Annotated in this window: 17 protein-coding genes; 10 read left to right on the top strand and 7 right to left on the bottom strand. The window is 72.3% G+C overall.

Going from position 1 to position 22,956, the window contains the following annotated elements:
* Positions 1-23: 23 nt before the first annotated feature.
* From CP974_RS24660 to CP974_RS24685, 5 genes are all read left to right on the top strand, one after another.
* A complete protein-coding gene (locus CP974_RS24660) occupies positions 24-1,256 on the top strand; it encodes an arginine deiminase (protein WP_031134998.1) in 1,233 nt (410 codons plus the stop codon).
* Between the two features lie 249 nt (positions 1,257-1,505).
* Positions 1,506-2,507 (top strand): ornithine carbamoyltransferase, encoded by a 1,002-nt coding sequence (gene argF, locus CP974_RS24665; RefSeq protein ID WP_031135000.1) that lies wholly within the window; start codon positions 1,506-1,508, stop codon positions 2,505-2,507.
* Positions 2,508-2,809: 302 nt separating this feature from the next.
* The gene (locus tag CP974_RS24675; RefSeq protein ID WP_031135002.1) at positions 2,810-3,481 is read left to right on the top strand and encodes a GntR family transcriptional regulator; all 672 of its coding nucleotides are present in this window, start codon (positions 2,810-2,812) and stop codon (positions 3,479-3,481) included.
* A gap of 143 nt (positions 3,482-3,624) precedes the next feature.
* Positions 3,625-4,227, top strand: a complete 603-nt coding sequence (locus tag CP974_RS24680; protein WP_031135004.1) for a TOPRIM nucleotidyl transferase/hydrolase domain-containing protein — start codon at positions 3,625-3,627, stop codon at positions 4,225-4,227.
* Between the two features lie 219 nt (positions 4,228-4,446).
* The gene (locus tag CP974_RS24685; RefSeq protein WP_069978574.1) at positions 4,447-5,613 is read left to right on the top strand and encodes an AI-2E family transporter; all 1,167 of its coding nucleotides are present in this window, start codon (positions 4,447-4,449) and stop codon (positions 5,611-5,613) included.
* 217 nt (positions 5,614-5,830) lie between these two features.
* On the opposite strand, the gene CP974_RS24690 is transcribed toward CP974_RS24685, so the two are convergent.
* The gene (locus CP974_RS24690; RefSeq protein ID WP_031137102.1) at positions 5,831-7,189 is read right to left on the bottom strand and encodes an NAD(P)-binding domain-containing protein; all 1,359 of its coding nucleotides are present in this window, start codon (positions 7,187-7,189) and stop codon (positions 5,831-5,833) included.
* A gap of 222 nt (positions 7,190-7,411) precedes the next feature.
* Here CP974_RS24690 and CP974_RS24695 point away from each other — a divergent pair, with 222 nt between their 5' ends.
* Complete coding sequence (locus CP974_RS24695) at positions 7,412-7,900, top strand: GNAT family N-acetyltransferase (protein WP_031137104.1); 489 nt, start codon at positions 7,412-7,414, stop codon at positions 7,898-7,900.
* Between the two features lie 319 nt (positions 7,901-8,219).
* Here the strand turns inward: CP974_RS24695 and CP974_RS24700 are convergent, their stop codons facing one another.
* The 3 genes from CP974_RS24700 to CP974_RS24710 all read right to left on the bottom strand — a co-directional run bounded on the left by CP974_RS24700 (position 8,220) and on the right by CP974_RS24710 (position 10,766).
* Positions 8,220-9,281 (bottom strand): ArsO family NAD(P)H-dependent flavin-containing monooxygenase, encoded by a 1,062-nt coding sequence (locus CP974_RS24700; protein ID WP_031131151.1) that lies wholly within the window; start codon positions 9,279-9,281, stop codon positions 8,220-8,222.
* A gap of 76 nt (positions 9,282-9,357) precedes the next feature.
* Positions 9,358-10,461: an ACR3 family arsenite efflux transporter gene (arsB, locus tag CP974_RS24705; protein ID WP_031131153.1), complete on the bottom strand. Its 1,104-nt coding sequence runs from the start codon at positions 10,459-10,461 to the stop codon at positions 9,358-9,360.
* On the bottom strand, positions 10,458-10,766 hold the full coding sequence (locus CP974_RS24710) for an ArsR/SmtB family transcription factor (protein WP_031131156.1): 309 nt from the start codon (positions 10,764-10,766) through the stop codon (positions 10,458-10,460). Before CP974_RS24710 ends, arsB begins: the two co-directional genes overlap by 4 nt.
* Before the next feature lie 86 nt (positions 10,767-10,852).
* Between CP974_RS24710 and CP974_RS24715 the strand changes: the two genes are divergently transcribed.
* Positions 10,853-11,257 (top strand): arsenate reductase ArsC, encoded by a 405-nt coding sequence (locus tag CP974_RS24715; RefSeq protein ID WP_031131158.1) that lies wholly within the window; start codon positions 10,853-10,855, stop codon positions 11,255-11,257.
* Positions 11,258-11,660: 403 nt separating this feature from the next.
* Positions 11,661-12,623 carry a ribosome-inactivating family protein gene (locus CP974_RS24720; protein ID WP_158100685.1) on the top strand — a complete coding sequence of 321 codons (963 nt, stop codon included), beginning with the start codon at positions 11,661-11,663 and terminating at the stop codon, positions 12,621-12,623.
* 98 nt (positions 12,624-12,721) lie between these two features.
* Here the strand turns inward: CP974_RS24720 and CP974_RS24725 are convergent, their stop codons facing one another.
* From CP974_RS24725 to CP974_RS24735, 3 genes are all read right to left on the bottom strand, one after another.
* Positions 12,722-15,076 carry an ATP-binding protein gene (locus CP974_RS24725; RefSeq protein ID WP_078915566.1) on the bottom strand — a complete coding sequence of 785 codons (2,355 nt, stop codon included), beginning with the start codon at positions 15,074-15,076 and terminating at the stop codon, positions 12,722-12,724.
* Positions 15,076-15,453, bottom strand: a complete 378-nt coding sequence (locus tag CP974_RS24730; protein ID WP_031131163.1) for a hypothetical protein — start codon at positions 15,451-15,453, stop codon at positions 15,076-15,078. The genes CP974_RS24725 and CP974_RS24730 overlap by 1 nt, the downstream gene beginning before the upstream one ends.
* A gap of 328 nt (positions 15,454-15,781) precedes the next feature.
* Entirely contained in the window at positions 15,782-17,311 is a 1,530-nt protein-coding gene (locus CP974_RS24735; protein WP_031131165.1) for a UDP-N-acetylglucosamine 1-carboxyvinyltransferase, read from the bottom strand.
* A gap of 681 nt (positions 17,312-17,992) precedes the next feature.
* Here CP974_RS24735 and acnA point away from each other — a divergent pair.
* Positions 17,993-20,710 carry an aconitate hydratase AcnA gene (gene acnA, locus CP974_RS24740; RefSeq protein ID WP_031131167.1) on the top strand — a complete coding sequence of 906 codons (2,718 nt, stop codon included), beginning with the start codon at positions 17,993-17,995 and terminating at the stop codon, positions 20,708-20,710.
* Between the two features lie 616 nt (positions 20,711-21,326).
* On the top strand, positions 21,327-22,832 hold the full coding sequence (ngcE, locus tag CP974_RS24745; RefSeq protein ID WP_031131169.1) for an N-acetylglucosamine/diacetylchitobiose ABC transporter substrate-binding protein: 1,506 nt from the start codon (positions 21,327-21,329) through the stop codon (positions 22,830-22,832).
* The last annotated feature ends 124 nt before the right edge of the window (positions 22,833-22,956 follow it).

The raw sequence follows: 22,956 nt of genomic DNA on the forward strand, positions 1-22,956 counted from the left end.
CCCGGCTCGGTCAGGATGGGGGCATGGGATTCCACGTCGATTCCGAGACCGGGCGCCTGCGGCGCGTCATCCTGCACCGCCCGGATCTGGAGCTGAAGCGCCTCACCCCCAGCAACAAGGACGCCCTCCTCTTCGATGACGTGCTGTGGGTGCGCAGGGCGCGCCAGGAGCACGACGGTTTCGCCGACGTCCTGGCGGACCGCGGGGTGGAGGTCCACCTCTTCGGCGACCTCCTCCGCGAGACCCTCGAACTGCCCGCGGCCCGCAAGCTGGTCCTGGACCGGGTGTTCGACGACCGGGAGTACGGCCCCCTCGCCACCGACCACCTGCACGCCGCGTTCGACGCGATGGACACGCCGCAGCTCGTCCAGGCCCTCGTCGGCGGTGTCACCAAGCGGGAGTACCTCGCGGGCCACGCCGAGCCGACGTCCGTCCGGTTCCACGTCATGGACCTGGACGACTTCCTCCTCCCGCCCCTCCCCAACCACCTCTTCACCCGCGACACGTCCACCTGGATCTACGACGGCGTGTCCATCAACCCGATGCGCTGGCCGGCCCGCCGGCGCGAGACGGTCCACTTCGAGGCGATCTACCGGCACCACCCGCTGTTCACCGGCCCCGAGGCGGGATCGTTCCACCACTGGTCGGAGGGGCAGGACGACTACCCGTCCACCATCGAGGGCGGCGACGTGCTGGTCCTCGGGAACGGCGCCGTCCTCATCGGCATGAGCGAGCGCACCACACCGCAGGCGGTCGAGAAACTGGCGCGCGGCCTGTTCGCCGCCGGTTCGGCGCGCACGATCGTCGCGCTGGACATGCCGAAGCGCAGAGCGTTCATGCACCTGGACACGGTGATGACGATGGTCGCGCCGGACACGTTCACCCAGTACGCGGGCCTCGGCATGCTCCGGTCGTACACGATCGAGCCGGGGGAGGAGGGCCAGGCCCTGAAGGTCACCGACCATCCGCCGGAGCACATGCACGACGCGATAGCGCAGGCGGTCGGGCTGCCGTCGATCCGGGTCCTCACGGCGACGCAGGACGTGCACGCGGCGGAGCGGGAGCAGTGGGACGACGGCTGCAACGTCCTCGCCGTGGAGCCGGGCGTCGTCATCGCGTACGAGCGGAACGTCACGACCAACACCCATCTGCGGCGGGAGGGGATCGAGGTGATCGAGATCCCCGGCAGTGAGCTGGGCCGGGGCCGGGGCGGCCCGCGCTGCATGAGCTGCCCCATCGAACGCGACCCCGCCTGACGCCCCCGCACCACGCCGCGCCACCACGCACGCCCGCACCACCACGCACACCGCGCCACCACGCACACCGCGCCACCACGCACACCGCGCCACCCAGTACGAACCGACACCACGGCCGGCCCCCCTCGGGTGGGGCCGCCCCCACCCCCTCTGTATAAGAATACTGGTCATCGTATAGACTTCCAGCTCATCCGTCCCGCCCGCCCCGATCAGCGCACGCACGCCTGCCCGCACATCCCAGGAGCTCCCATGGTCCCCGACCTCACCGGCCGCCACTTCCTCAAGGAGCTGGACCACACCGCCGAGGAGCTGCGCGGCCTCGTGGACCTGGCGGCCCGCCTCAAGGCGGCCAAGAAGGCGGGCACCGAGGTCCAGGCGCTGCGCGGCAGGAACATCGCGCTGATCTTCGAGAAGACCTCCACCCGCACCCGCTGCGCCTTCGAGGTCGCCGCCGCCGACCAGGGCGCCGCCACCACGTACCTCGACCCGTCGGGTTCGCAGATGGGCCACAAGGAGTCGGTCAGGGACACGGCCCGCGTGCTGGGCCGGATGTTCGACGCCGTCCAGTACCGGGGCGACAGCCAGGCCACGGTCGAGGAGCTGGCCCGGTACGCGGGGGTCCCGGTCTACAACGGGCTCACGGACGACTGGCACCCCACGCAGATGCTCGCCGACGTGCTGACGGTGACCGAGCACACCGGGAAGCCGCTCGACCGGGTCGCGTTCGCGTACCTCGGGGACGCCCGGTACAACATGGGCAACTCCTACCTCGTCACCGGCGCCCTCCTCGGGATGGACCTGCGCATCGCCGCCCCGCGCGCGTACTGGCCGGCCGAGGAGGTCGTGGCCCGCGCCCGCGAGGTGGCGAAGGAGAGCGGCGCCCGGATCACGCTCACCGAGGACGTGGCGGAGGGCGTCGCGGGCGCGGACTTCGTCGCGACGGACGTGTGGGTGTCGATGGGGGAGCCCAAGGAGGTGTGGGACGAGCGGATCGCGGCACTGCGCCCGTACGCGGTGACGATGGACGTCCTGCGCGCCACCGGCAACCCGGCGGTGAAGTTCCTGCACTGCCTGCCGGCCTTCCACGACCTCGGCACGGCGGTGGCACGGGAGATCCACGAGCGGCACGGTCTGACCGAACTGGAGGTCACGGACGAGGTGTTCGAGTCGCCGCACTCGGTCGTGTTCGACCAGGCGGAGAACCGCCTCCACACCATCAAGGCGCTCATGGTCGCCACCCTCGCGCGCTGACCGCCCCACGGACGGGACCCCGCCCCCACGGACGGGGCCCCGCCCCTCCGGACGGCGGACACGCCCCTCCGGACGGTCCTGCGCCACCCCGCGGACGGGCCCGCCGGGCGGGCCTCCCGGCCGGCTCGCCCCGGCCGGCGGGTTGCGGTCCGCACCGGCCGCGACCGCACCCGACCACGGGCCGCGCCGGTCCGCCCGGGCCACCGACCCCTCCGCTCCGCGGACCCGGACGGTCCCCTCCCGGCGCGTTCCCTACGCTGAGGTGCCCGCGATGTGAACCGAAGCACCACCGGAGGTAGGCCATGGGTGGCCATCTGAAGCAGTCCCACCTGATCACCGCGCAGGAGCGCCTGCGCGACCAGGTCGCCCACGCCCTGCGCGCCGCCCTGATCTCCGGCGAGCTCCAGCCCGGCCGGGTCTACTCGGCCCCGGCACTCGCGGCGGACTTCGGCGTCTCCGCCACCCCGGTGCGGGAGGCGATGCTGGACCTGGCCCGCGAGGGCCTCGTCGAACCCGTGCGGAACAAGGGCTTCCGGGTGACCGAGGTCAGCGAGCGGGACCTCGACCAGTACGCGGAGCTGCGCGCCCTGATCGAGGTGCCCACGGTGGGCGCGGTCACCCGCTCGGCGACCCGCGAGCAGCTGGAGGGGCTGCGCCCGGTCGCCGAGGAGATCGTGGCGTGCGCCGGCGCGCACGACCTGATCGGCTACCTCGACGCGGACCGCCGCTTCCACCTGGCGCTGCTCGCGCTGCACGGCAACGACCGTCTGGTGGAGACCGTCGGGGAGCTGCGCAAGCGGTCCCGGCTGTACGGCCTGACGGCGCTCGACGAGCGGGGCCTGCTCGTCGCCTCCGCCCGCGAGCACCTGGAGCTGCTCGACCTGATGACCGCGGGCGACGCGGCGGCGGCCGAGGCGTGCATGGCCCGCCACCTCGGTCACGTACGGGACCTCTGGGCCGACGAGGACCACTGACGAGCACGTCCCCATCCGCCCCTCACCCCCGCCGCATCCACCCCACTCCACCGCGTCCACCCCACCCCGCCCCGCCGAGCGACGGCCCCCGAGCGGTGGAAATCCCCTACCGCGCCCGGCGCGCGGGGGCGCAGACTCGTGCCATGGCGGACATGCGGACCTTCCACGAGGCGATCGACGGGTGGGCGGCAGGCGGCCCAGGCGGCCCCGCGCGCGAACTGGCCGCGCGGCTGGGCGTCCGCGCGGCGGTCCTGCTGGAAGGGCGGAGCGACGTCGCGGCCCTCGACGCGCTCGCCGCGGCTCGCGGACGCGACCTGGCGGCCGAGGGGATCTGCGCCGTGTCGATGGGCGGCGCGACGAACGTGGGCCACTACACCCGCGTGCTCGGACCGGAGGGCCTGGGGTTGCGCCTGACCGGACTGTGCGACGAGAGGGAGCGCCCCCACTACGCCCGGTGCCTGGACGAGCGGGACCTCTTCGTCTGCGTGGCGGACCTGGAGGACGAACTGATCCGCGCCCTGGGAGTGCCACGAGTACGGGAACTGGCCGAGCGGGAGGGCGAGTCGCGCGCCCTGCGCACCTTCCTGAACCAGCCGGCCCAGCAGGACCGGACCCCGCGGCAGCAACTGCGCCGCTTCATCGGCACCCGATCGGGCCGCAAGATCCGCTATGGGCGCGTCCTGGTCGAGGCGCTGCCCCCGGCCGAGACCCCCGCCCCCCTGGCCGCCCTCCTCGCCGCTCTCTGACGCCCGTCACCGCACCCCCCCGGGACCCCGCCCCGCCGGGCCTCCCTCTCCGCACCGCACCGCCCCGACCCCGACGCCCGTCCGCCACCACCCCACCCCACCCCGACCCGCCACCTCCCACCCTGACCCGCCCCGGCCCCGGGCCCCGCCCGTGGCCCCCGCCTCCCCCCGACGACGGCGAGGAGGGGCCCGCCACGCGAGCCCCCATAGGGTTGGCCCATGCCTGCTTCGCTGAGCCCCACGAAAACCGCCGCCGCGCTGCGCACCTCGGCACGCGTCTGCGTCGAACTGCTCCTCGTCCTCGTGACGGTCTCGGCGGCCCTGTGGCTGCTGGGGCGGATGTGGTCGGTCGTCTGGCCCCTCATAGTGGGCCTGTTCCTCACCACGCTGACCTGGCCCCTGGCCGGCTTCCTGCGCCGGCGCGGATGGCCGCCCGCGCTGGCCGCGTCGGTCGTCACCGTGGCGTTCCTCCTCGCGGCGACGGGCATCGTCGCGCTGATCGCCGTTCCGGTCTCGTCGCAGTCGGGCGAGCTGGCCGAAGGCGCGGTGGAAGGCATCCAGCGGGTACGCGAGTGGGCCGCCGGGCCGCCGCTGAACATCGGCGACGACCAGATCACGAGCGCCTTCGACACGGCGGTCGCCCAGCTCCAGGACGGCATCGGCAGCATGCTCACGGCGGTGGTCACGGGCGTGAGCACCGTCGTCAACGGCGTCGTGACCGCCTTCCTGGCGCTGTTCCTGATGTTCTTCTTCCTCAAGGACGGCCCCCGGTTCCTGCCGTGGCTGTCCCGCCAGCTCCCCGGCCGGCTGGCCACGGACGTCCCGGTGGTGGCCGCGCGCAGCTGGGAGACCCTCGGCGCGTTCGTGCGCTCCCAGGCGTTCGTCGGACTGATCGACGCCGTCCTCATCGGCGTCGGCCTGTGGATCCTCGACGTGCCGCTGGTGCTGCCGCTCGCCGTGCTGACCTTCGTGTCGGCGTTCGTACCGATCGTCGGCGCCCTCTTCGCCGGCCTGGTGGCGGTGCTGATCGCCCTGGTCTCCAACGGCCTGACGGACGCGCTGATCGTGCTGGCGATCATCGTCGGGGTCCAGCAGCTGGAGGGCAACGTGTTCCAGCCCATGATCCAGAGCCGGGGGCTCGGCCTCCACGCCGCGGTGGTCCTCCTGGCGGTCACCCTGGGCGGCAGCCTGGCCGGCATCGTCGGCAGCCTCCTCGCGGTACCGGCGGCGGCGCTGATCGCGGTGGTCTGGAACTACCTGCGCGACCAGCTCACCGACCCCCCGGCCGCCACCCCGCCCCCCGCCGAACCGCACCCCCACGCCCCGACCCCACCCCACGCGGCGGCCACCGACGAGCCCCTCCCCACCACCGCGACGGCCCCCTGACCCGACGGGAGCGGGAACCCGCCCCGCCCCGAGCGCGACCCCGCCTCGCCCCGAGCGCGACCCCGCCTCGCCCCGAGCGCGACCCCGCCTCGCCCCGAGTACGACCCCGCCCCGAGTACGACCCCGCCCCGAGTGCGCCCCCCGACCTGACCCGCTCCGCCCCGACTGCGCCGCGTGGCCGCGACCGGACCCCCGTCCCGGTCGCCGGGCCCGGTGGTCAGCAGCCTCCGGAGGAGGCGGGAGCCCCGGCGCCGATGGTGAGGGTGGCGGGGGCGGCGCAGCAGCCGCCGCCGTCGGCCGGGGTCGCCTCGGGCGCGTCGAAGAGACCGGCGCCGCCGCAGACGCCCGTCTCGGGCAGCGTCAGTTCGACGCGCTCGGCGGCTTCCCGGTCGCCGGCGAGGGCGGCGGCGACGGAGCGGACCTGCTCGTAGCCGGTCATCGCCAGGAAGGTCGGGGCGCGTCCGTAGGACTTCATGCCGACGAGGTAGACGTCCTTCTCCGGGTGGGACAGCTCCTTGACTCCGTGCGGGTAGACGGTGCCGCAGGAGTGCTGGTTGGGGTCGATGAGCGGGGCCAGGGCGACGGGGGCCCGGAGGCGTTCGTCGAGGCCGAGGCGGAGCTCGTCGAGGAAGGACAGGTCCGGGCGCAGGCCGGTCAGGACGATGACCTCGTCGACCGGGTCGAGGCGCCGGCCGTCCTCGCCGACGAGGACGAGCCGCTCGCCGTCGCGCTCGACCGCGGCCGTGCGGAAGCCGGTGACCGCGTCCGCGTGGCCGTCGTCCACGGCGGCCTTGGCGGCGAGGCCGAGGGCGCCGCGCGCGGGGAGCTGGTCGGCGGCGCCGCCGCCGAAGGTGGAGCCGGAGATGCCCCGGCGCAGGATCCAGACGGCACGGGTCCCGGCGCCGTCGTCGGACTCGGAGAGGTCGGCGAGCGCGGCGAGGGCGGTGAAGGCGGAGGCGCCGGAGCCGACGACGGCGGTGCGCTTCCCGGCGTAACGGGCCCGCACGGCCGGGTCCTTGAGGTCGGGGACGCGGTAGGAGACGCGGGCGGAGGCGGCCTTCTCGCCGAGGGCCGGGAGGCCGTCGCCGCCCATCGGGCTCGGGGTGGCCCAGGTGCCGGAGGCGTCGAGGACCGCGCGGGCCAGGATCCGCTCCTCGGAGCCGTCGGCCGTCTCGATCAGGACGGTGAAGGGCTGGGACTCCCGGTCGGCGTCGACCACCCGGTCGCGGCCCGCGCGGGAGACACCGGTCACGGTGGCGCCGTAGCGGACCTTGTCGCCGAGGACGTCGGCGAGCGGCTGCAGGTACCGCTCGGCCCAGTCCGCGCCGGACGGGTAGGTCGCCCCGTCCGGCCTCACCCAGCCGGTGGGCGCCAGGAGCTTTTCGGCCGCCGGGTCCACGACCTCCGACCAGGTGGAGAACAGCCGCACGTGGCCCCACTCGCGGACCGCGCTGCCGGCGGCGGCCCCCGCCTCCAGGACGAGGGGGTCCAGGCCCCGGCCGACGAGGTGCGCGGCGGCGGCGAGACCGGTCGGACCGGCCCCGATGACGACGACGGGAAGCTGCTGCTCGGACATGGCGGGCGATCTCCTCAGGAGGGGCCGGACGGTACGGTTCACGCCGGGTACTGTTTCGACTTTCGTCGATATCCTGCGATGGCTGGAGCCTGCCACTTGCATCGACACCTGTCAACATAGACGTACATCGAATCACGAGGCCGGGGTCGGGCATGCCCTCCCGCGCCGCCCGTCGGCCACCTCGGCCGACGGTTCTTCCACGTACGCGATCCTGGGACGACCATGAACATCACACCGCTCACCGCGGACCACGCCGACGAGGTCATCGCGATCTACCAGGCCGGCATCGACGAGGGGGACGCCACCTTCGAGACCGCCGCCCCCGCCTGGGACCGGTTCGACGCCGCCAAGCTGCCCGAGCACCGCTTCGTCGCCCTCGGCGAGGGCGGGCGGGTGCTCGGCTGGGTGGCCGCCGGCAGGGTCTCGGACCGTCGCGCGTACGCGGGCGTGGTGGAGCACTCGGTCTACGTCCACCCCGCCGCCCGGGGCCGGGGCGTGGCCACCGCCCTCCTCCGGGCCCTGCTCGGCTCCACGGACGCGGCCGGGATCTGGACCGTCCAGGCCGGCGTCTTCCCCGAGAACGCCGCCAGCCTCGCCGTCCACGAGCGCGCCGGCTTCCGGACCATCGGCACCCGCGAACGCGTCGGCCGCCTCCACGGCGTCTGGCGCGACGTCGTCCTCCTCGAGCGGCGCAGCCCGCACGTCCACTGACCGCCGAAACCCCCCGGCAGTTGCCGGTACCTCCCGCATCCGGCCGTACCACCCCGCACCCGCCCGTCCCCCCGTACCCGCCCGTACCCGCCCCGCACCCGCCCCCCGCACCCGGCCGGACCGGCCGTGGACGCGCCGGCCGCGGTCCGGACCGACTCCGGGTCCCCCGCACCCGGCCGGACCGGCCGTGGACGCGCCGGCCGCGGTCCGGACCGACTCCGGGTCCCCCGCACCCGGCCGGACCGGCCGTGGACGCGCCGGCCGTGGTCCCGGACCGACTCCGGGCCCCCCGCGGTCGGTGCGGACCCGCGTCGCCGGGTCAGCGCGTACCGAGCAGTTCCCCGACCGACCGGGCGGCGTCGCGGGCGGGTCGGCCGACGCCGATGAGGGTGGCGGAGGCGGGACCGGTCCAGTCCCCGTAGCCGAGGAGGTGGAGCCGCGGCTCCCGCAGGGCCCGGGTGCCCGCGGAGGGGATGCGGCCGCGCGGTCCGCGCAGGCCGAGCGGGGCGAGGTGGGAGAGGGCGGGACGGAAGCCGGTGCACCAGATGACCGCGTCGGCGTCGGCACGGGTGCCGTCGGCCCACTCGACGCCCGTCGGGGTCAGGCGGGCGAACATCGGCTGGGCCTTGAGCAGCCCCGCGTCGCGCGCCTCGCGGACCGGCGGCACGGCGACGATGTCGCCGAGCGAGGCGACGCCTCCCGTGTCGCTCCGGCCCTCGTCGAGGGCGCGGCGGCGGGCGGTGGCCGCGTCGAAGAGGGCGCGGCCGTCGATGTCGTCGGCGAGGTAGCGGGGCGGGCGCCGGGTGACCCAGGTCAGGTCGGTGCCGTGCGCGAGGTCGGCGGCGATCTGGGCGCCGGAGTTCCCGCCCCCGACGACCACGACCTTCCGCCCGGCGAAGTCGGCGGGGCGGCGGTACCCCACCGTGTGGAGCTGGACGCCCCGGAACCCCGCGCGGCCGGGGACGGCGGGCAGGAAGGGGCGCCACCAGGTGCCGGTGGCGCTGATCACCGCTCGGGCGCGCCAGGTGCCGGTGGCGCTCTCCACCCGCAGGAAGCCACCGTCGCGGTGGACCGCTTCGACCCGCACGGGGCGGACGACCGGGAGGTCGTAGCGCTGCTCGTAGTCGGTCAGGTAGTCGACGACGTGCGCGGCGTCCGGGTACGTCTCGCCGGGCTGCGGGGGCATGATCCGGCCCGGCAGGGAGGAGTAGGCGGCCGGGGAGAACAGGCGCAGGGAGTCCCAGGTGTGCGGCCAGGCGCCACCGGGGGCGGCCTGGGCGTCGAGGACGACGAAGTCGAGGCCGAGCCGCCGCAGGTGGTAGCCGGCCGCGAGTCCGGCCTGGCCGCCGCCGATGACGACCACGTCGTGCTGCCCGCTCATGTCCCTGCGTTCCCTTCCTCCGCGGCTGCCCCGCCGGTGTGCGGCGGGGCGGCCGGATGACGACGTACGGCGCGTCCTACTTCCCCGCAGGGGTGGTGATCGCCGAGGCCGCGAACTTCTTCCGCCAGGCCAGCGACACGTAGACCAGCGCGACCAGGACCGGCACCTCGATCAGCGGCCCGACGACGCCGGAGAGCGCCTGGCCGGAGGTGACGCCGAAGGTGGCGATGGCGACCGCGATGGCCAGCTCGAAGTTGTTGCCCGCGGCGGTGAAGGCCAGTGTGGCCGTGCGGTCGTAGTTCAGGCCGATGGCCTTGCCGAGCAGGAAGGTGCCGAACCACATCACGGTGAAGTAGACGAGCAGCGGCAGTGCGATCCGGGCCACGTCCAGCGGCTGGGAGGTGATGGTCTTCCCCTGCAGGGCGAAGAGGATGACGATCGTGAAGAGCAGGCCGTACAGCGCCCACGGCCCGATCCTCGGCAGGAACCTCGCCTCGTACGACTCACGGCCCATCTTCTTCTCGCCGATGCGGCGGGTGAGGAAGCCGGCGACGAGCGGGACGCCGAGGAAGATGACGACGTTCAGCGCGATCTTCCCCATGGAGATGTCGAGCGTCTCACCCTCGCCGAGGCCCAGCCAGCCGGGCAGCAGGTCGAGGTAGAACCAGCCCAGGACGCCGAAGGCGATGACCTGGAAGACCGAGTTCAGGGCGACGAGGACGGCGGCCGCCTCGCGGTCGCCGCAGGCCAGGTCGTTCCAGATGATGACCATGGCGATGCAGCGGGCGAGGCCGACGATGATCAGGCCCGTGCGGTACTCGGGCAGGTCCGCCAGGAAGATCCACGCCAGGGCGAACATCAGCGCGGGGCCGAGGACCCAGTTGATCACCAGCGAGGAGACCATCAGCCTGCGGTCGCCGGTCACGGCGTCCAGCCTGTCGTACCGGACCTTGGCGAGGACCGGGTACATCATGATCAGCAGGCCGATGGCGATCGGCAGGGAGATGCCGCCGATCTCGACCTCGGCGAGCACGTCGTTCAGCCCGGGGATCAGCCGGCCCAGACCCAGCCCGAGGCCCGTGGCCAGGAGGATCCAGACGGCGAGGAAGCGGTCGAGCGTCGAGAGCTTCGCGACGACCGAGGTCTCCTCGGTCGGGGCGGGCGCTTGGGTGGAGGTCACGGACAGGCCCTCTTGTTCTCGGCGGCGGTACGGGCGGACTCGGCCAGCTCGGCGAACTGCCCGGCCAGGGACGCGATGACGTCGGGGCGGAGCTTGTAGTAGGTGAAGCGCCCGCAGGGCTCCGTCTCCACCACCCCGGCCTCGCGCAGCACTCTCAGGTGGTTGGAGAGGTTGGTCTGCCGGGCACCGGTCTCCTCCACGAGGTGGGTGGTGCACAGCGTCTCGCGGGCGAGCAGGGTCACGATCCGCAGGCGCAGGGGATCACCCAGCACCCTCATCAACTCAGTGTCGACTGACGTCATCATGTACTGATACTTTCACATCAGTGGTGACTGACACCACCGGGTGCTGACGTCAGCAGTACCCGACCCCGTCGTGAGAGAGACCCGCCGTGTCCGAGAAGCCCTCAGTCCTGTTCGTCTGCGTCCACAACGCCGGCCGCTCCCAGATGGCCGCGGCGTGGCTGTCGCACCTGGCCGGGGACCGCGTCGAGGTCCGCTCCGCCGGCTCGGCCCCCGCCGACCAGGTCAACCCGGCCGCCGTGGAGGCGATGCGCGAGGTCGGCATCGACATCTCCGCCGAGACGCCGAAGATCCTGACGGTCGACGCCGTCAAGGAGTCCGACGTCTGCATCACCATGGGCTGCGGCGACACCTGCCCCGTCTTCCCGGGCAAGCGCTACCTGGACTGGAAGCTCGACGACCCGGCCGGCCAGGGCGTCGAGGCCGTCCGCCCCATCCGCGACGAGATCAGGAAGCTCGTCGAGGGCCTGATCGAGGAGATCGCCCCGCGGTAGACCGCCAACACGATCCGCACGGCGTACGCGGCAGACACCATCAGGAAGTCACCGACCGGTCGAGTCCGACGCCCGGCCCCTCGGTCCGGTCGGCAGAAGTGGCGGCGGTTCTACTTCTGCCGTAGTTCCGCCTGTTCGCGGCCGTGGTCCGGCAGTGGAATGGGGGTCGGCAGCGCAGGTGACGGCTCATCCGCAACAGAGCCGCTCGCGACGGGCCGAAGGGACGTGCGCGAACCGGCAGGAAGCACGAGGGGGGGGCGACATGACCGGGACGACCCGCTCGGGTGATCACCGCACGCCGTTCGGTACGCGGTTCCACCTCCGCGGGCTCCGGACGGATCATGCCCTCCAGGACGGCGCGACGCACCGCTGCCACCCCCGAACCCACTGAAAGGTGATGAACATGGCACCGGCTGAACTCCGGACGGCGCAGGCGTTACCGTCTCCACACCTCTCCCCCTGGCAGGCACCCGGAAAGCGGCTCGCAGCCGTCCTCCTCACCCTCGTCGCCCTGCTCGGATTCGTGAACATCACGAACGCCGCCCCGGCCGAGGCGCAGACGCGCTACTGGACCATCCTCCACTGGGAGGTCCAGGGCATGGGAAGCGGGGCGAGCCAGGATGTCGAGCGCCGGTACCGCAGGATGATCGCGGAACTCCGCGAGTCCTCCGGCAGTCACATCGGCACCGACCTGATGCGGACCACGACCGTGACGCAGCGCTACATCGAGGTCCGGGTCATCGACCGATGGGACACGTCGAACCAGCACCGCCTCTCCCTGTACTTCCGAGCGGACAACCTCTACCTCGACGGCTACACCATCGTCGGGCGCAACTACATGTTCAGTGATGCTCCGGGATACCTGACGACCCGTTTCGGCAACCAGTATCCGGGAAGCAACGCCCTGTTCGAGCGGCTCGGCTACAGCGGGCACTACTCGAACCTCGCCAACGCCGAGACCCGCGGCGCCCAGTCGTTCGGCGGCCCGAACCTCTGGGGCGCCATCAGCGGCCTGGTCAACCAGGGCCCGCATGACGCGTCGTCACGCAACCGGACCGCCGCCGTCATCACGGCCACCGCCGAGGCGGCTCGCTTCGGATGGATCGAGAACCGGGTCGGCAACTCGCTCGGAGAGAACGGCGACTACGACGGGCAGGCCTGGCAGACGCAGATCGGCGGGTTCGGAACGGACCTGCAGAACAACTGGGCGGCCCTGTCCCGCATCGTCTACCGGCAGCAGAACGGCACGGCGTCCACCCCTGTGATGATCAACGGCCGGAGGTACGCCTCCATCTCCGACATCGTCAACGGCTACCACAACCACCCCCGCCTCGCCCCCTTCCTCACGCTGGGCTCGATCACCTAGCCGCGCTCACGCCCGCCGGACGGTCACCGACTGCCCGGCGGGCGCTCGCACGAGTCCTGCCGAGGTCGGGCAGCCCGGCGCTGAGAACGGGGGCCGGTTCAGGTCCCTCGGGGACGCTCATCGCGAGTGCGGTCCAGAGCGCGGAGTTCGGCGGCCGCTTCGGCCTGGAGGGGGTGGCGGAGGGCGGCGAGGGTGCGCAGGGCGGTGGTCAGGACGGTGTGTGCTTCCCCGGGGCGGTCCAGACCCATGAGGACGCGTCCGAGTTCGAGTTGCACGGCCCCGCTCCAGGCGGGTATCGCCACCTCCTCGAAGATGGTCAGGGCCTGTCGCAGATGTGTCTCGGCCTGACGCCGGCTGCCGAGGGCCACGTAAGCGTTGCCCAGGTGACGCTGGGTGTGGGCCTGGTAGACGGCGATGAGCTGGGGGGCCACGCCGGGGTGCCCCTGCCGGCAGAGTTCCAGGCTGTTCAGGTGGTGCACGACGGCTTCGTCCGCCTGACCGTGGAAGCGCAGAAGCTCCCCCAGGGCGTTCAGGAGGGTCAGCACGGCGAGTCTGCCCTGGGTGGTTCCGTCACCGCGAAGACAGGTGACCGCGGCGCGGAGCCGGACAACGGCTTCGTCCATCCGGCCGAGGCGGCGCAACGCGCCGGCTCCGTACCCGAGGGCCCAGCCGGTCTGGAGCCGGTCGTCGCAGGCGAGGGCCAGGGAATGCGCGGCATCAGCGGCTTCGAGGGCGGCCTGGGGGTCATGGGTACAGGTGTTGTGGGCCCAGGCCAGGTAGTTGAGGTGGGTGGCCTCCTCGCGTCGGCTGCCGAGCGCGCGGGCGGACTCGGCGGCACACCGGAACACGTCGGCCCATTCCTTCCAGTGCTGGGTGAAGTCGGAGAACCAGTGCATGGCTTCCGCGGCGTCGAGGACGTGCCGGTGCCGACCGGTGGTGCGGCTGTGATGGAGGGCGGCGATCCATTGTTCCCGCTCGGCTTCCAGCCAGGCGCGGGCCTGGTCCCGGCCGGCCGGGGCCGTGGCGGGGTCGGGATCGCCCGTCGGGTCGTCGTGGTGCTCGGCGTCGAAGTGGAGGGCGGCGGCGCCGGCGCGGGCCAGTGTCCAGCGGGCGGTACGGTCCAGGGCCGCGTCACGGGCCGCGCCGTCGTCCTCAGCCGCCACCTGCTCGGCGGCGAAGAGCCGCAGCAGGTCGTGGAACCGGTACCGCTCGACCATGGGGTCGGGCTGGAGCAGCCCCCGGCTGCAGAGGTCCTCCAGGCGGAGCCGGGCGTCGCGGAGCGGAACGTCGGCAAGGAGGGCGGCGGTCTCAGGGCTGACATCGGGGCCCGCGGCGAGGGCGCAGCGCCGCAGAAGCCGCCGGGAGACGTCGTCGAGCTGCTGGTAGGAGAGAGCGAAAGCGGAACGGACCTTGAGGTCGCCCCCTTGAAGCAGGTCGAGTCTGCGTTCCTCCCGGCCGAGGAGGGCCGCGAGTTTGGCCAGGCTCTCCTGGGGCCGCGCCGCGAGACGCTGCCCGATGATCCGCAAGGCGAGCGGCAGACGTCCGCACTGGTCGGCGAGGTCGCGCGCGGACTGCGCCTCACGGGCGACCCGCTCCGCACCGGCGATACGGGTGAGGAGTGTGACCGCCTCCTCGCGGCGCAGCAGGGGGAGATCGAGGCGGTGGACGGCTTCGAGACCGCCCAGGGCGTTGCGGCTGGTCACGACGGTGAGGCAGGCCCCCGTACCGGGAAGCAGGGGACGTAGCCGGCTCTCGTCAGCGGCGTTGTCGAGGACCAGCAGCAGACGGCGGGTGGCGGCCAGTGAGCGGAACAGAGCCGCCCGGTCCTCGACGTCCCGGGGCAGGGAGTGCTCGGCGACACCGAGGGCGCCCAGTAACCGGCGCAACGCGTCCCCCGGCGGTACCGGTTCAGGATCCATGGCGCGCAGGTCGAGATACCACTGCCCGTCGGGGAACCGGGAGGCGAGGTGATGCGCCGCGTGGACGGCGAACGCGGTCTTCCCCAGACCCGGCGCGCCCGAGACCACGACCACGGGAGGACAGGCGGGGTCGATGGCATCGGCCAGCGCCGTGAGCACCGAGAGCGGGCGGCCCCGGGCGGTGAAGTCGTGCGCGTCCCGGGGCAGGCACAGGCCCCCGGCCGCAGGGCCGGGAGGCGAGCCGGAGCGCAACCGCCCTGGAGCGGCTGCCGCCTCCAGTGCCCGGACGTCCTCGGGGGCGAGGGCCAGCGCCAGGGCGAGCGCCCGCACGGTCTTCCGCTGGGGCCCCCGGGTCCGTCCGCGTTCCATGTCCGCGAGCGTCCGCACGCTCACCCCGGCGGAGTGGGCGAGTTCCTCCTGGCTGAGCCCGGCACTCAGTCGCAGGGCGCGCAGGCGTTCCCCGAAACTGCTGCCGTCCGCGGTCCTGGCCAACGGCCCTCCCCATCTCTCCTCCAGACGGAGGCCATGTCCCATCAGCGGAAGTCTACGAATCCCCATCGATCCGCCGGCGTCTCTCCCGGATCGTTCAAGGCGCGCCGCACTTCGGGCTGTTGCACGAGCGCGCTTCTCGACTCAGCCGCCCCAGCCCCAGCCTCGAAACCCATGGCCAGCAGGATCCAGACGGCGAGGAGGCGGTCGAGCGTCGAGGGCTTCGCCGAGGTCGGCATCGACACCTCCGCCGAGACGCCGAAGATCCTGACGGTCGACGCCGTCGAGGAGTCCGACGTCTGCGCCCCGGCCGGCCAGGGCGTCGAGGCGGTCCGCCCCATCCGCGAAAAGATCAGGAAGCGGGACCACCCCCGCGTGCGCGGGGACCACGCGTTGCCGACGCGGGCGACGGGCGACGCCATGGGACCACCCCCGCATGCGCGGGGAGCACAGGGCTTGAGCTGGGGTTTTACTTGCGGCTTCGCCGGTTCTCGGTCGCTTCCCGTGAAGCGGGCGAAACACCCACAGGGTGCGCAATGGTGCGTTCGCTCTCCGTCTTCGTGCTTGTCATCGCTCCACCCCTTTCTCCTGTGCGAGAGACCGGTCCTGTCGGAGGTCAGGACTGTCCGTGTGCTCGACGTAGCAAGGCGCCCTGAGCGGCACGTGGGCGTGCGGTGCCGGTCTTTGGCGTGTGAGGGCGGCCGTCGCGCCCCGCTCCGAAGAGGCGGGCGGGGCGGCGGCGTTCACGGGTCAGATGTCCCGGAAGATCTCGATCTGGGCGCCGACCGAGTTCAGGCGCTCCGCGAGGTCCTCGTAGCCGCGGTTGATGACGTACACGTTGCGCAGGACGGACGTGCCCTCGGCGGCCATCATGGCCAGGAGGACGACCACGGCCGGGCGCAGGGCGGGCGGGCACATCATCTCGGCGGCGCGCCAGCGGGTCGGGCCCTCGACCAGGACGCGGTGCGGGTCCAGGAGCTGGAGGCGGCCGCCCAGGCGGTTGAGGTCGGTCAGGTAGATGGCGCGGTTGTCGTAGACCCAGTCGTGGATGAGGGTCTGGCCCTGCGCGGACGCGGCGATGGCGGCGAAGAACGGGACGTTGTCGATGTTCAGGCCGGGGAACGGCATGGGGTGGATCTTGTCGATGGGCGCCTCCAGCTTGGAGGGGCGCACCGTCAGGTCCACCAGGCGGGTGCGGCCGTTGTCCGCGGTGTACTCGGTGGAGCGGTCGTGGTCGAGGCCCATCTCCTCCAGGACCGCCAGCTCGATCTCCAGGAACTCGATCGGCACCCGGCGGATCGTCAGCTCCGACTCGGTGACGACCGCCGCGGCCAGCAGGCTCATCGCCTCGACCGGGTCCTCGGAGGGGCAGTAGTCGACGTCCACGTCGATGTGCGGGACGCCGTGCACGGTGAGCGTGGTGGTGCCGATGCCCTCCACCCGCACGCCCAGCGCCTCCAGGAAGAAGCACAGGTCCTGGACCATGTAGTTGGAGGAGGCGTTGCGGATGACGGTGACGCCGTCGTGGCGGGCGGCGGCCAGCAGCGCGTTCTCGGTGACCGTGTCGCCCCGCTCGGTCAGCACGATCGGGCGGTCCGGTGTGACGGCCGGGTCGACCTGGGCGTGGTACAGCCCCTCCGTCGCGGTGATGTCCAGGCCGAAGCGGCGCAGGGCGATCATGTGCGGCTCGATGGTGCGGGTGCCGAGGTCGCAGCCGCCCGCGTACGGCAGCTTGAACGACCGCAGCCGGTGCAGCAGCGGCCCGAGGAACATGATGATGGAGCGCGTACGGCGGGCCGCGTCCGCGTCGACGGCCTCCATGTCCAGCTCGGCGGGCGGCACGATCTCCAGGTCGCGGCCGTCGTTGATCCAGCGGGCGCGGACGCCGATGGAGCTGAGGACCTCCAGGAGCCGGTAGACCTCCTCGATCCGGGCCACCCGGCGCAGGACCGTCCGGCCCTTGTTCAGCAGCGAGGCGCACAGCAGCGCCACGCACGCGTTCTTGCTCGTCTTGACGTCGATGGCGCCGGACAGCCGGCGGTTGCCGACCACCCGCAGGTGCATGGGGCCCGCGTAGCCCAGCGATACGATCTCGCTGTCGAGCGCCTCGCCGATGCGGGCGATCATCTCAAGGCTGATGTTCTGGTTGCCGCGCTCGATGCGGTTGACGGCGCTCTGGCTTGTGGCCAGTGCCTCGGCGAGCTGCGCCTGCGTCCAGCCGCGGTGCTGCCGGGCGTCACGGATGAGCCTGCCGATGCGTACGAGGTAGTCGTCTGCCATGGCGGCAGGCTATCTCACATATGAGATGAGATTCGCGTTGGGCTGCGCCGTACGGGTGATTCCCCGTGTGGCGTACGGGGGTTGGCGCGCGGCGGTGCGTGAGCTCGTGTCACCTCTCCACGCGTACCCCGTATTGCGGTCGTCTCTCGGGAAGTGCCCGGATTGCCCGAATCGGCCTACCGGGGTGCGGTCCCCGTGTGCGCGGGGGCGTTCACGGGTGCGGGGAGGGGGCATGTGTCGGGGCGTCACGGGTTCCGATCCGGGGGTGCGGCGGGGGTGTCGGCGCCCCTGTCGGGTGGGGGTGCGTGTCGCGGGGGCTGGAGCCTCCGGCTCGGCGGCGTCGCCCCTCGGTGTCCGGGTGGGGTCTGTCGGGGTCGGTCGGGGCCCGTCGGGGTCCGTCGGGGCGGGTCGGCCGCGGGCCCGCCGATCGGCCGCGGGTCCGCCCGGCCGGCCCGCGTGGCGGTGGTCACTCCGCCGGTGGGTGGCGAGACGGTGGCGTCGGGGCATGACCGGAGGGCGGTGATGTACTAGAGTTATCTCGACATCGAGATATCTGCTGACGACGCACCGCGGTCGCCCCGCCTGGTAAGGGTTGCCTAACTAAGCCTTACCTTAGCGGATCGGCGAGAAGCCGTGGCGGCAGGATGCGGTTGAACGCGCACATTGATGAAGGAGACTGTCGTGTCGGCGAACAGCTTCGACGCCCGCAGCACGCTGCGCGTGGGCGACGAGTCGTACGAGATCTTCCGGCTGGACAAGGTTGAGGGCTCGGCCCGCCTGCCGTACAGCCTCAAGGTCCTGCTGGAGAACCTGCTCCGCACCGAGGACGGCGCGAACATCACCGCCGACCACATCCGGGCCCTCGGCGGCTGGGACTCCCAGGCCCAGCCCAGCCAGGAGATCCAGTTCACCCCGGCCCGCGTGATCATGCAGGACTTCACCGGTGTGCCGTGTGTCGTGGACCTCGCCACGATGCGCGAGGCCGTGAAGGAGCTCGGCGGCGACCCGTCGAAGATCAACCCGCTCGCCCCGGCCGAGCTGGTCATCGACCACTCCGTCATCGCCGACAAGTTCGGCACCCGCGACTCCTTCGCCCAGAACGTGGAGCTGGAGTACGGCCGCAACAAGGAGCGCTACCAGTTCCTGCGCTGGGGCCAGACCGCGTTCGACGAGTTCAAGGTCGTCCCGCCCGGCACCGGCATCGTCCACCAGGTGAACATCGAGCACCTGGCCCGCACCGTCATGGTGCGGGGCGGCCAGGCGTACCCCGACACCCTCGTCGGCACCGACTCGCACACCACCATGGTCAACGGCCTCGGCGTCCTCGGCTGGGGCGTCGGCGGCATCGAGGCCGAGGCCGCCATGCTCGGCCAGCCGGTCTCCATGCTCATCCCGCGCGTCGTCGGCTTCAAGCTGACCGGCGAGCTGCCCACCGGCACCACCGCCACCGACCTGGTGCTCACCATCACCGAGATGCTGCGCAAGCACGGCGTCGTCGGCAAGTTCGTCGAGTTCTACGGCGAGGGCGTCGCGGCGACCAGCCTCGCCAACCGCGCCACCATCGGCAACATGTCGCCCGAGTTCGGCTCCACCGCCGCGATCTTCCCGATCGACGACGAGACGCTCAACTACCTCAAGCTCACGGGCCGGTCCGAGCAGCAGGTCGCGCTGGTCGAGGCGTACGCCAAGGAGCAGGGCCTCTGGCTGGACCCGTCCGCCGAGCCGGACTTCTCCGAGAAGCTCGAGCTGGACCTGTCCACGGTCGTCCCCTCCATCGCCGGCCCGAAGCGCCCGCAGGACCGCATCGTCCTCGCCAACGCCGCCGAGCAGTTCGCCCAGGACGTCCGCAACTACGTGGACGACGTGGACGAGGCGGGCAAGGAGTCCTTCCCGGCCTCCGACGCCCCGGCCCTCACGCCGAACGGCGCCCCGTCGAAGCCGGTCCAGGTGACCGCCCCCGACGGCTCGACGTACGAGATCGACCACGGCGCCGTCACGGTCGCCGCGATCACCTCCTGCACCAACACGTCCAACCCGTACGTGATGGTGGCCGCCGCGCTCGTCGCGAAGAAGGCCGTCGAGAAGGGCCTGACCCGCAAGCCGTGGGTCAAGACCACCCTCGCCCCCGGCTCCAAGGTCGTCACCGACTACTTCGACAAGGCGGGCCTCACCCCGTACCTCGACAAGGTCGGCTTCAACCTCGTCGGCTACGGCTGCACCACCTGCATCGGCAACTCCGGCCCGCTGCCGGAGGAGGTCTCCAAGGCCGTCAACGAGCACGACCTCGCGGTCACCTCGGTCCTCTCCGGCAACCGGAACTTCGAGGGCCGCATCAACCCCGACGTCAAGATGAACTACCTGGCGTCCCCGCCGCTGGTCGTCGCGTACGCCCTCGCCGGCTCCATGAAGGTGGACATCACCAAGGACGCCCTCGGCACGGACCAGGACGGCAACCCGGTCTACCTGAAGGACATCTGGCCCTCCGAGGCCGAGGTCAACGAGGTCGTCGCGGGCGCCATCGGCGAGGACATGTTCTCCAAGTCCTACCAGGACGTCTTCGCGGGCGACGCCCAGTGGCAGGCCCTGCCCATCCCGACCGGCGACACCTTCGAGTGGGACGCGCAGTCCACCTACGTCCGCAAGCCCCCCTACTTCGAGGGCATGACGATGGACCCGGCCCCGGTCGAGGACATCGCCGGCGCCCGCGTCCTGGCCAAGCTGGGCGACTCGGTCACCACCGACCACATCTCCCCGGCCGGCGCCATCAAGGCCGACACCCCGGCCGGCCAGTACCTCACGGAGCACGGCGTCGAGCGCCGCGACTTCAACAGCTACGGCTCCCGCCGCGGCAACCACGAGGTCATGATCCGCGGTACGTTCGCCAACATCCGCCTGCGCAACCAGATCGCGCCGGGCACCGAGGGCGGCTACACGCGCGACTTCACGCAGGACGGCGGGCCCGTCTCCTTCATCTACGACGCCTCGCAGAACTACCAGGCCGCCGGCGTCCCGCTGGTCGTCCTGGCCGGCAAGGAGTACGGCTCCGGCTCGTCCCGCGACTGGGCGGCCAAGGGCACCGCGCTCCTCGGCGTCAAGGCCGTCATCGCCGAGTCGTACGAGCGCATCCACCGCTCGAACCTCATCGGCATGGGCGTCCTGCCGCTCCAGTTCCCGGAGGGCGCGTCCGCGCAGTCCCTCGGCCTGACCGGCGAGGAGACCTTCTCCGTCTCCGGCGTCACGGAGCTGAACGAGGGCCGCACGCCGCGCACGGTCAAGGTCACCACCGACACGGGCGTCGAGTTCGACGCGGTCGTCCGCATCGACACCCCCGGTGAGGCCGACTACTACCGCAACGGCGGCATCATGCAGTACGTGCTGCGCAACCTGATCCGCGGCTGAGCCGAGGACAGCTGAACGGCCGAGGGCCGCACCCCGTCTCGTACGGGGGGCGGCCCTCCGGTCGTTCTCCGGGCTCCTCCGCCCTCCGCGGGGCCCCGCCCGTCCGCGGGGGCCCTTCCGTCCACGGGGTCCGTCCGCGGGGCCCTTCCGTCCGCGGGGCCCTTCCGTCCGCCGGGCCCTGCCGTCTCGACCGGCGCGGGGGCGTGGGGCCGGTGAGCCGCCCCGCACGCTCGATTCGCTGCCCAGGGGTGGGGAGGCCGCGTGGCCCTCGGCCGAGCGGCGGCGCGCTGTTCGAGCCAGACGCCCCGTGGGTCCAACTCCGCTCGGAGTGCCGCCACTTCGGGCCGCGCGCGACATCCGAGGTCTCGACTAGGACAAGACTCCCGCCGAAAACTGTTGCCGATCTTGCCCAGCTGACCAGAAGTGGACTATACCTGTCGGCGTCCCTACGGCCGCCTTACCAGCCGCCGTACGGCGAGCGCGACTCCCCGCACGACCGGCAAGACCGGCAAGACCCAAGCTGCGACAGACCGCGGTGGCGGGGCCCTTCGCCTGTGGCGAGCTGTACGGGCGACCGGCACACCGCCTGAGTCCTGGAGAAGGCGAGGACTTGAGCATGGGATCCACCTCCGCCAGCAACGACGGTTCCACCCCCGACGGCGCTCTCGACGGCACCGCCGACGGCACCCCCGGCGGCCACGCGGGCCCCGGCCGCCGCGATCTGATCAAGCGGTCCGCCGCCCTCGGTCTGGTCACCCTGCCCGCCCTGGGCTTCCTCTCCGCCTGCGCCACCGGCGGCGGGGGCGGGGGCGGCGACGCCCCGACGGCCGCCGCGGGCGAGAAGACCGCGAAGAACCCGCTCGGGGTGAAGGAGGGCGCCCCGCTGGAGGCGTTCATCTTCAAGGGCGGCCTCGGCGACCAGTACGCGAAGGACGCCGAGGCCGACTACCAGACCACCTACAAGGCGGAGGTGAAGCACACCGGAACCCAGCAGGTCGGCCCCAAGCTGACCCCCCGCTTCGCGGGCGGCAACCCGCCCGACGTGATCGACAACTCCGGCGCCGACCACCTGGACATGAACAAGCTGTCCACGCAGGGCCAGTTGCAGGACCTCGCCGCACTGCTCGACGCCCCCTCCATGGACGACCCGGCGAAGAAGGTCCGGGACACGATCCACCCGAGCACGATCGAGAAGGGCAGGCACGGCGACCGCTTCGACGTCCTCTACTACGCCTTCACCGTCTACGGCACCTGGTACTCCCGCAAGCTCCTGGAGTCCCGGGGCTGGGCGTACCCGAAGACGCTGGACGAGATGGTGGCGCTCTGCGGCGAGATCAAGAAGGCGGGCATAGCGCCCTGGACGTACGCGGGCAAGTATCCGTACTACGTCCACTTCAACCTCTTCGGCCAGATCGCCAAGATCGGCGGCATGGAGAAGTGGATCGCCATCGACAACCTGGAGCCGGGCGCCTGGACCTCGAACGACGCGGTCCGCCAGGTGGCCGAGCACTACGAGGAGCTGGCCGCCAAGAAGTACTTCCTGGAGGGCAGCCAGGGCCTGACCCACATCCAGTCGCAGACCGCGTGGAACAAGGGGAAGGCCGTCTTCCTGCCCAACGGCTCCTGGGTCGAGAACGAGTCCGCGCCGACCACCCCCGCCGACTTCGGCATGTCCGTCGGCGCCCTCTTCGACGGCAGCGGCGACGCGCTGCCGCACGGCACCCTGCGCGCCGAGCCCAGCGAGCCGTACATCGTCGCGGCCAAGGGCCGCAACCCCGTCGGCGGCATGGAACTGCTGCGGATCATGCTGTCGAAGAAGCACGCGCAGAACTTCGCGACCAAGGTCAAGTCGCTGACCTGCGTGGTGGACGCCACCGACGGCATGAGCCTCTCGCCGGGCCTCTCCTCCGCCAGCCAGGTCTTCAAGGCGGCCGGGGAGAACGTGATCAGCCTCCAGCTCCAGGAGTGGTACCCCGCGCTCACCGACGAGAAGATCGGCGGCCTCACCGGGCAGCTCCTGGCCGGGGAGCTCAAGGCCGCCGACTGGATCAGGAAGACCCAGGCGGAGGCCGACAAGGTGGCCAGGGACAGCTCGGTCACCAAGTTCAAGCGCACCGCCTGAGCGACCCGGCCGGACCGCCGCAGCACCGCCGCCGGACCGCCGCCGGGCCACTGGCGGACCACCACCGGCGGCGGTCCGGTCCGTCGACAGTCACCGGCGGACCGGTCCCGTCCGGTCCGTGACA

Source organism: Streptomyces fradiae ATCC 10745 = DSM 40063 (assembly GCF_008704425.1).
Classification (GTDB): domain Bacteria; phylum Actinomycetota; class Actinomycetes; order Streptomycetales; family Streptomycetaceae; genus Streptomyces; species Streptomyces fradiae.

Bases quoted from the DNA above. Each gene is read 5' to 3' on its own strand.
- CP974_RS24700 (WP_031131151.1), bottom strand. From the start codon at position 9,281: ATGAGCGGGCAGCACGACGTGGTCGTCATCGGCGGCGGCCAGGCCGGA.
- ngcE (WP_031131169.1), top strand. From the start codon at position 21,327: ATGGGATCCACCTCCGCCAGCAACGACGGTTCCACCCCCGACGGCGCT.
- CP974_RS24695 (WP_031137104.1), top strand. From the start codon at position 7,412: ATGAACATCACACCGCTCACCGCGGACCACGCCGACGAGGTCATCGCG.
- argF (WP_031135000.1), top strand. From the start codon at position 1,506: ATGGTCCCCGACCTCACCGGCCGCCACTTCCTCAAGGAGCTGGACCAC.
- CP974_RS24675 (WP_031135002.1), top strand. From the start codon at position 2,810: ATGGGTGGCCATCTGAAGCAGTCCCACCTGATCACCGCGCAGGAGCGC.
- CP974_RS24735 (WP_031131165.1), bottom strand. From the start codon at position 17,311: ATGGCAGACGACTACCTCGTACGCATCGGCAGGCTCATCCGTGACGCC.
- CP974_RS24660 (WP_031134998.1), top strand. From the start codon at position 24: ATGGGATTCCACGTCGATTCCGAGACCGGGCGCCTGCGGCGCGTCATC.
- CP974_RS24690 (WP_031137102.1), bottom strand. From the start codon at position 7,189: ATGTCCGAGCAGCAGCTTCCCGTCGTCGTCATCGGGGCCGGTCCGACC.
- CP974_RS24725 (WP_078915566.1), bottom strand. From the start codon at position 15,076: ATGGGACATGGCCTCCGTCTGGAGGAGAGATGGGGAGGGCCGTTGGCC.
- CP974_RS24710 (WP_031131156.1), bottom strand. From the start codon at position 10,766: ATGATGACGTCAGTCGACACTGAGTTGATGAGGGTGCTGGGTGATCCC.
- CP974_RS24720 (WP_158100685.1), top strand. From the start codon at position 11,661: ATGGCACCGGCTGAACTCCGGACGGCGCAGGCGTTACCGTCTCCACAC.
- CP974_RS24730 (WP_031131163.1), bottom strand. From the start codon at position 15,453: ATGGCGTCGCCCGTCGCCCGCGTCGGCAACGCGTGGTCCCCGCGCACG.
- CP974_RS24680 (WP_031135004.1), top strand. From the start codon at position 3,625: ATGGCGGACATGCGGACCTTCCACGAGGCGATCGACGGGTGGGCGGCA.
- CP974_RS24685 (WP_069978574.1), top strand. From the start codon at position 4,447: ATGCCTGCTTCGCTGAGCCCCACGAAAACCGCCGCCGCGCTGCGCACC.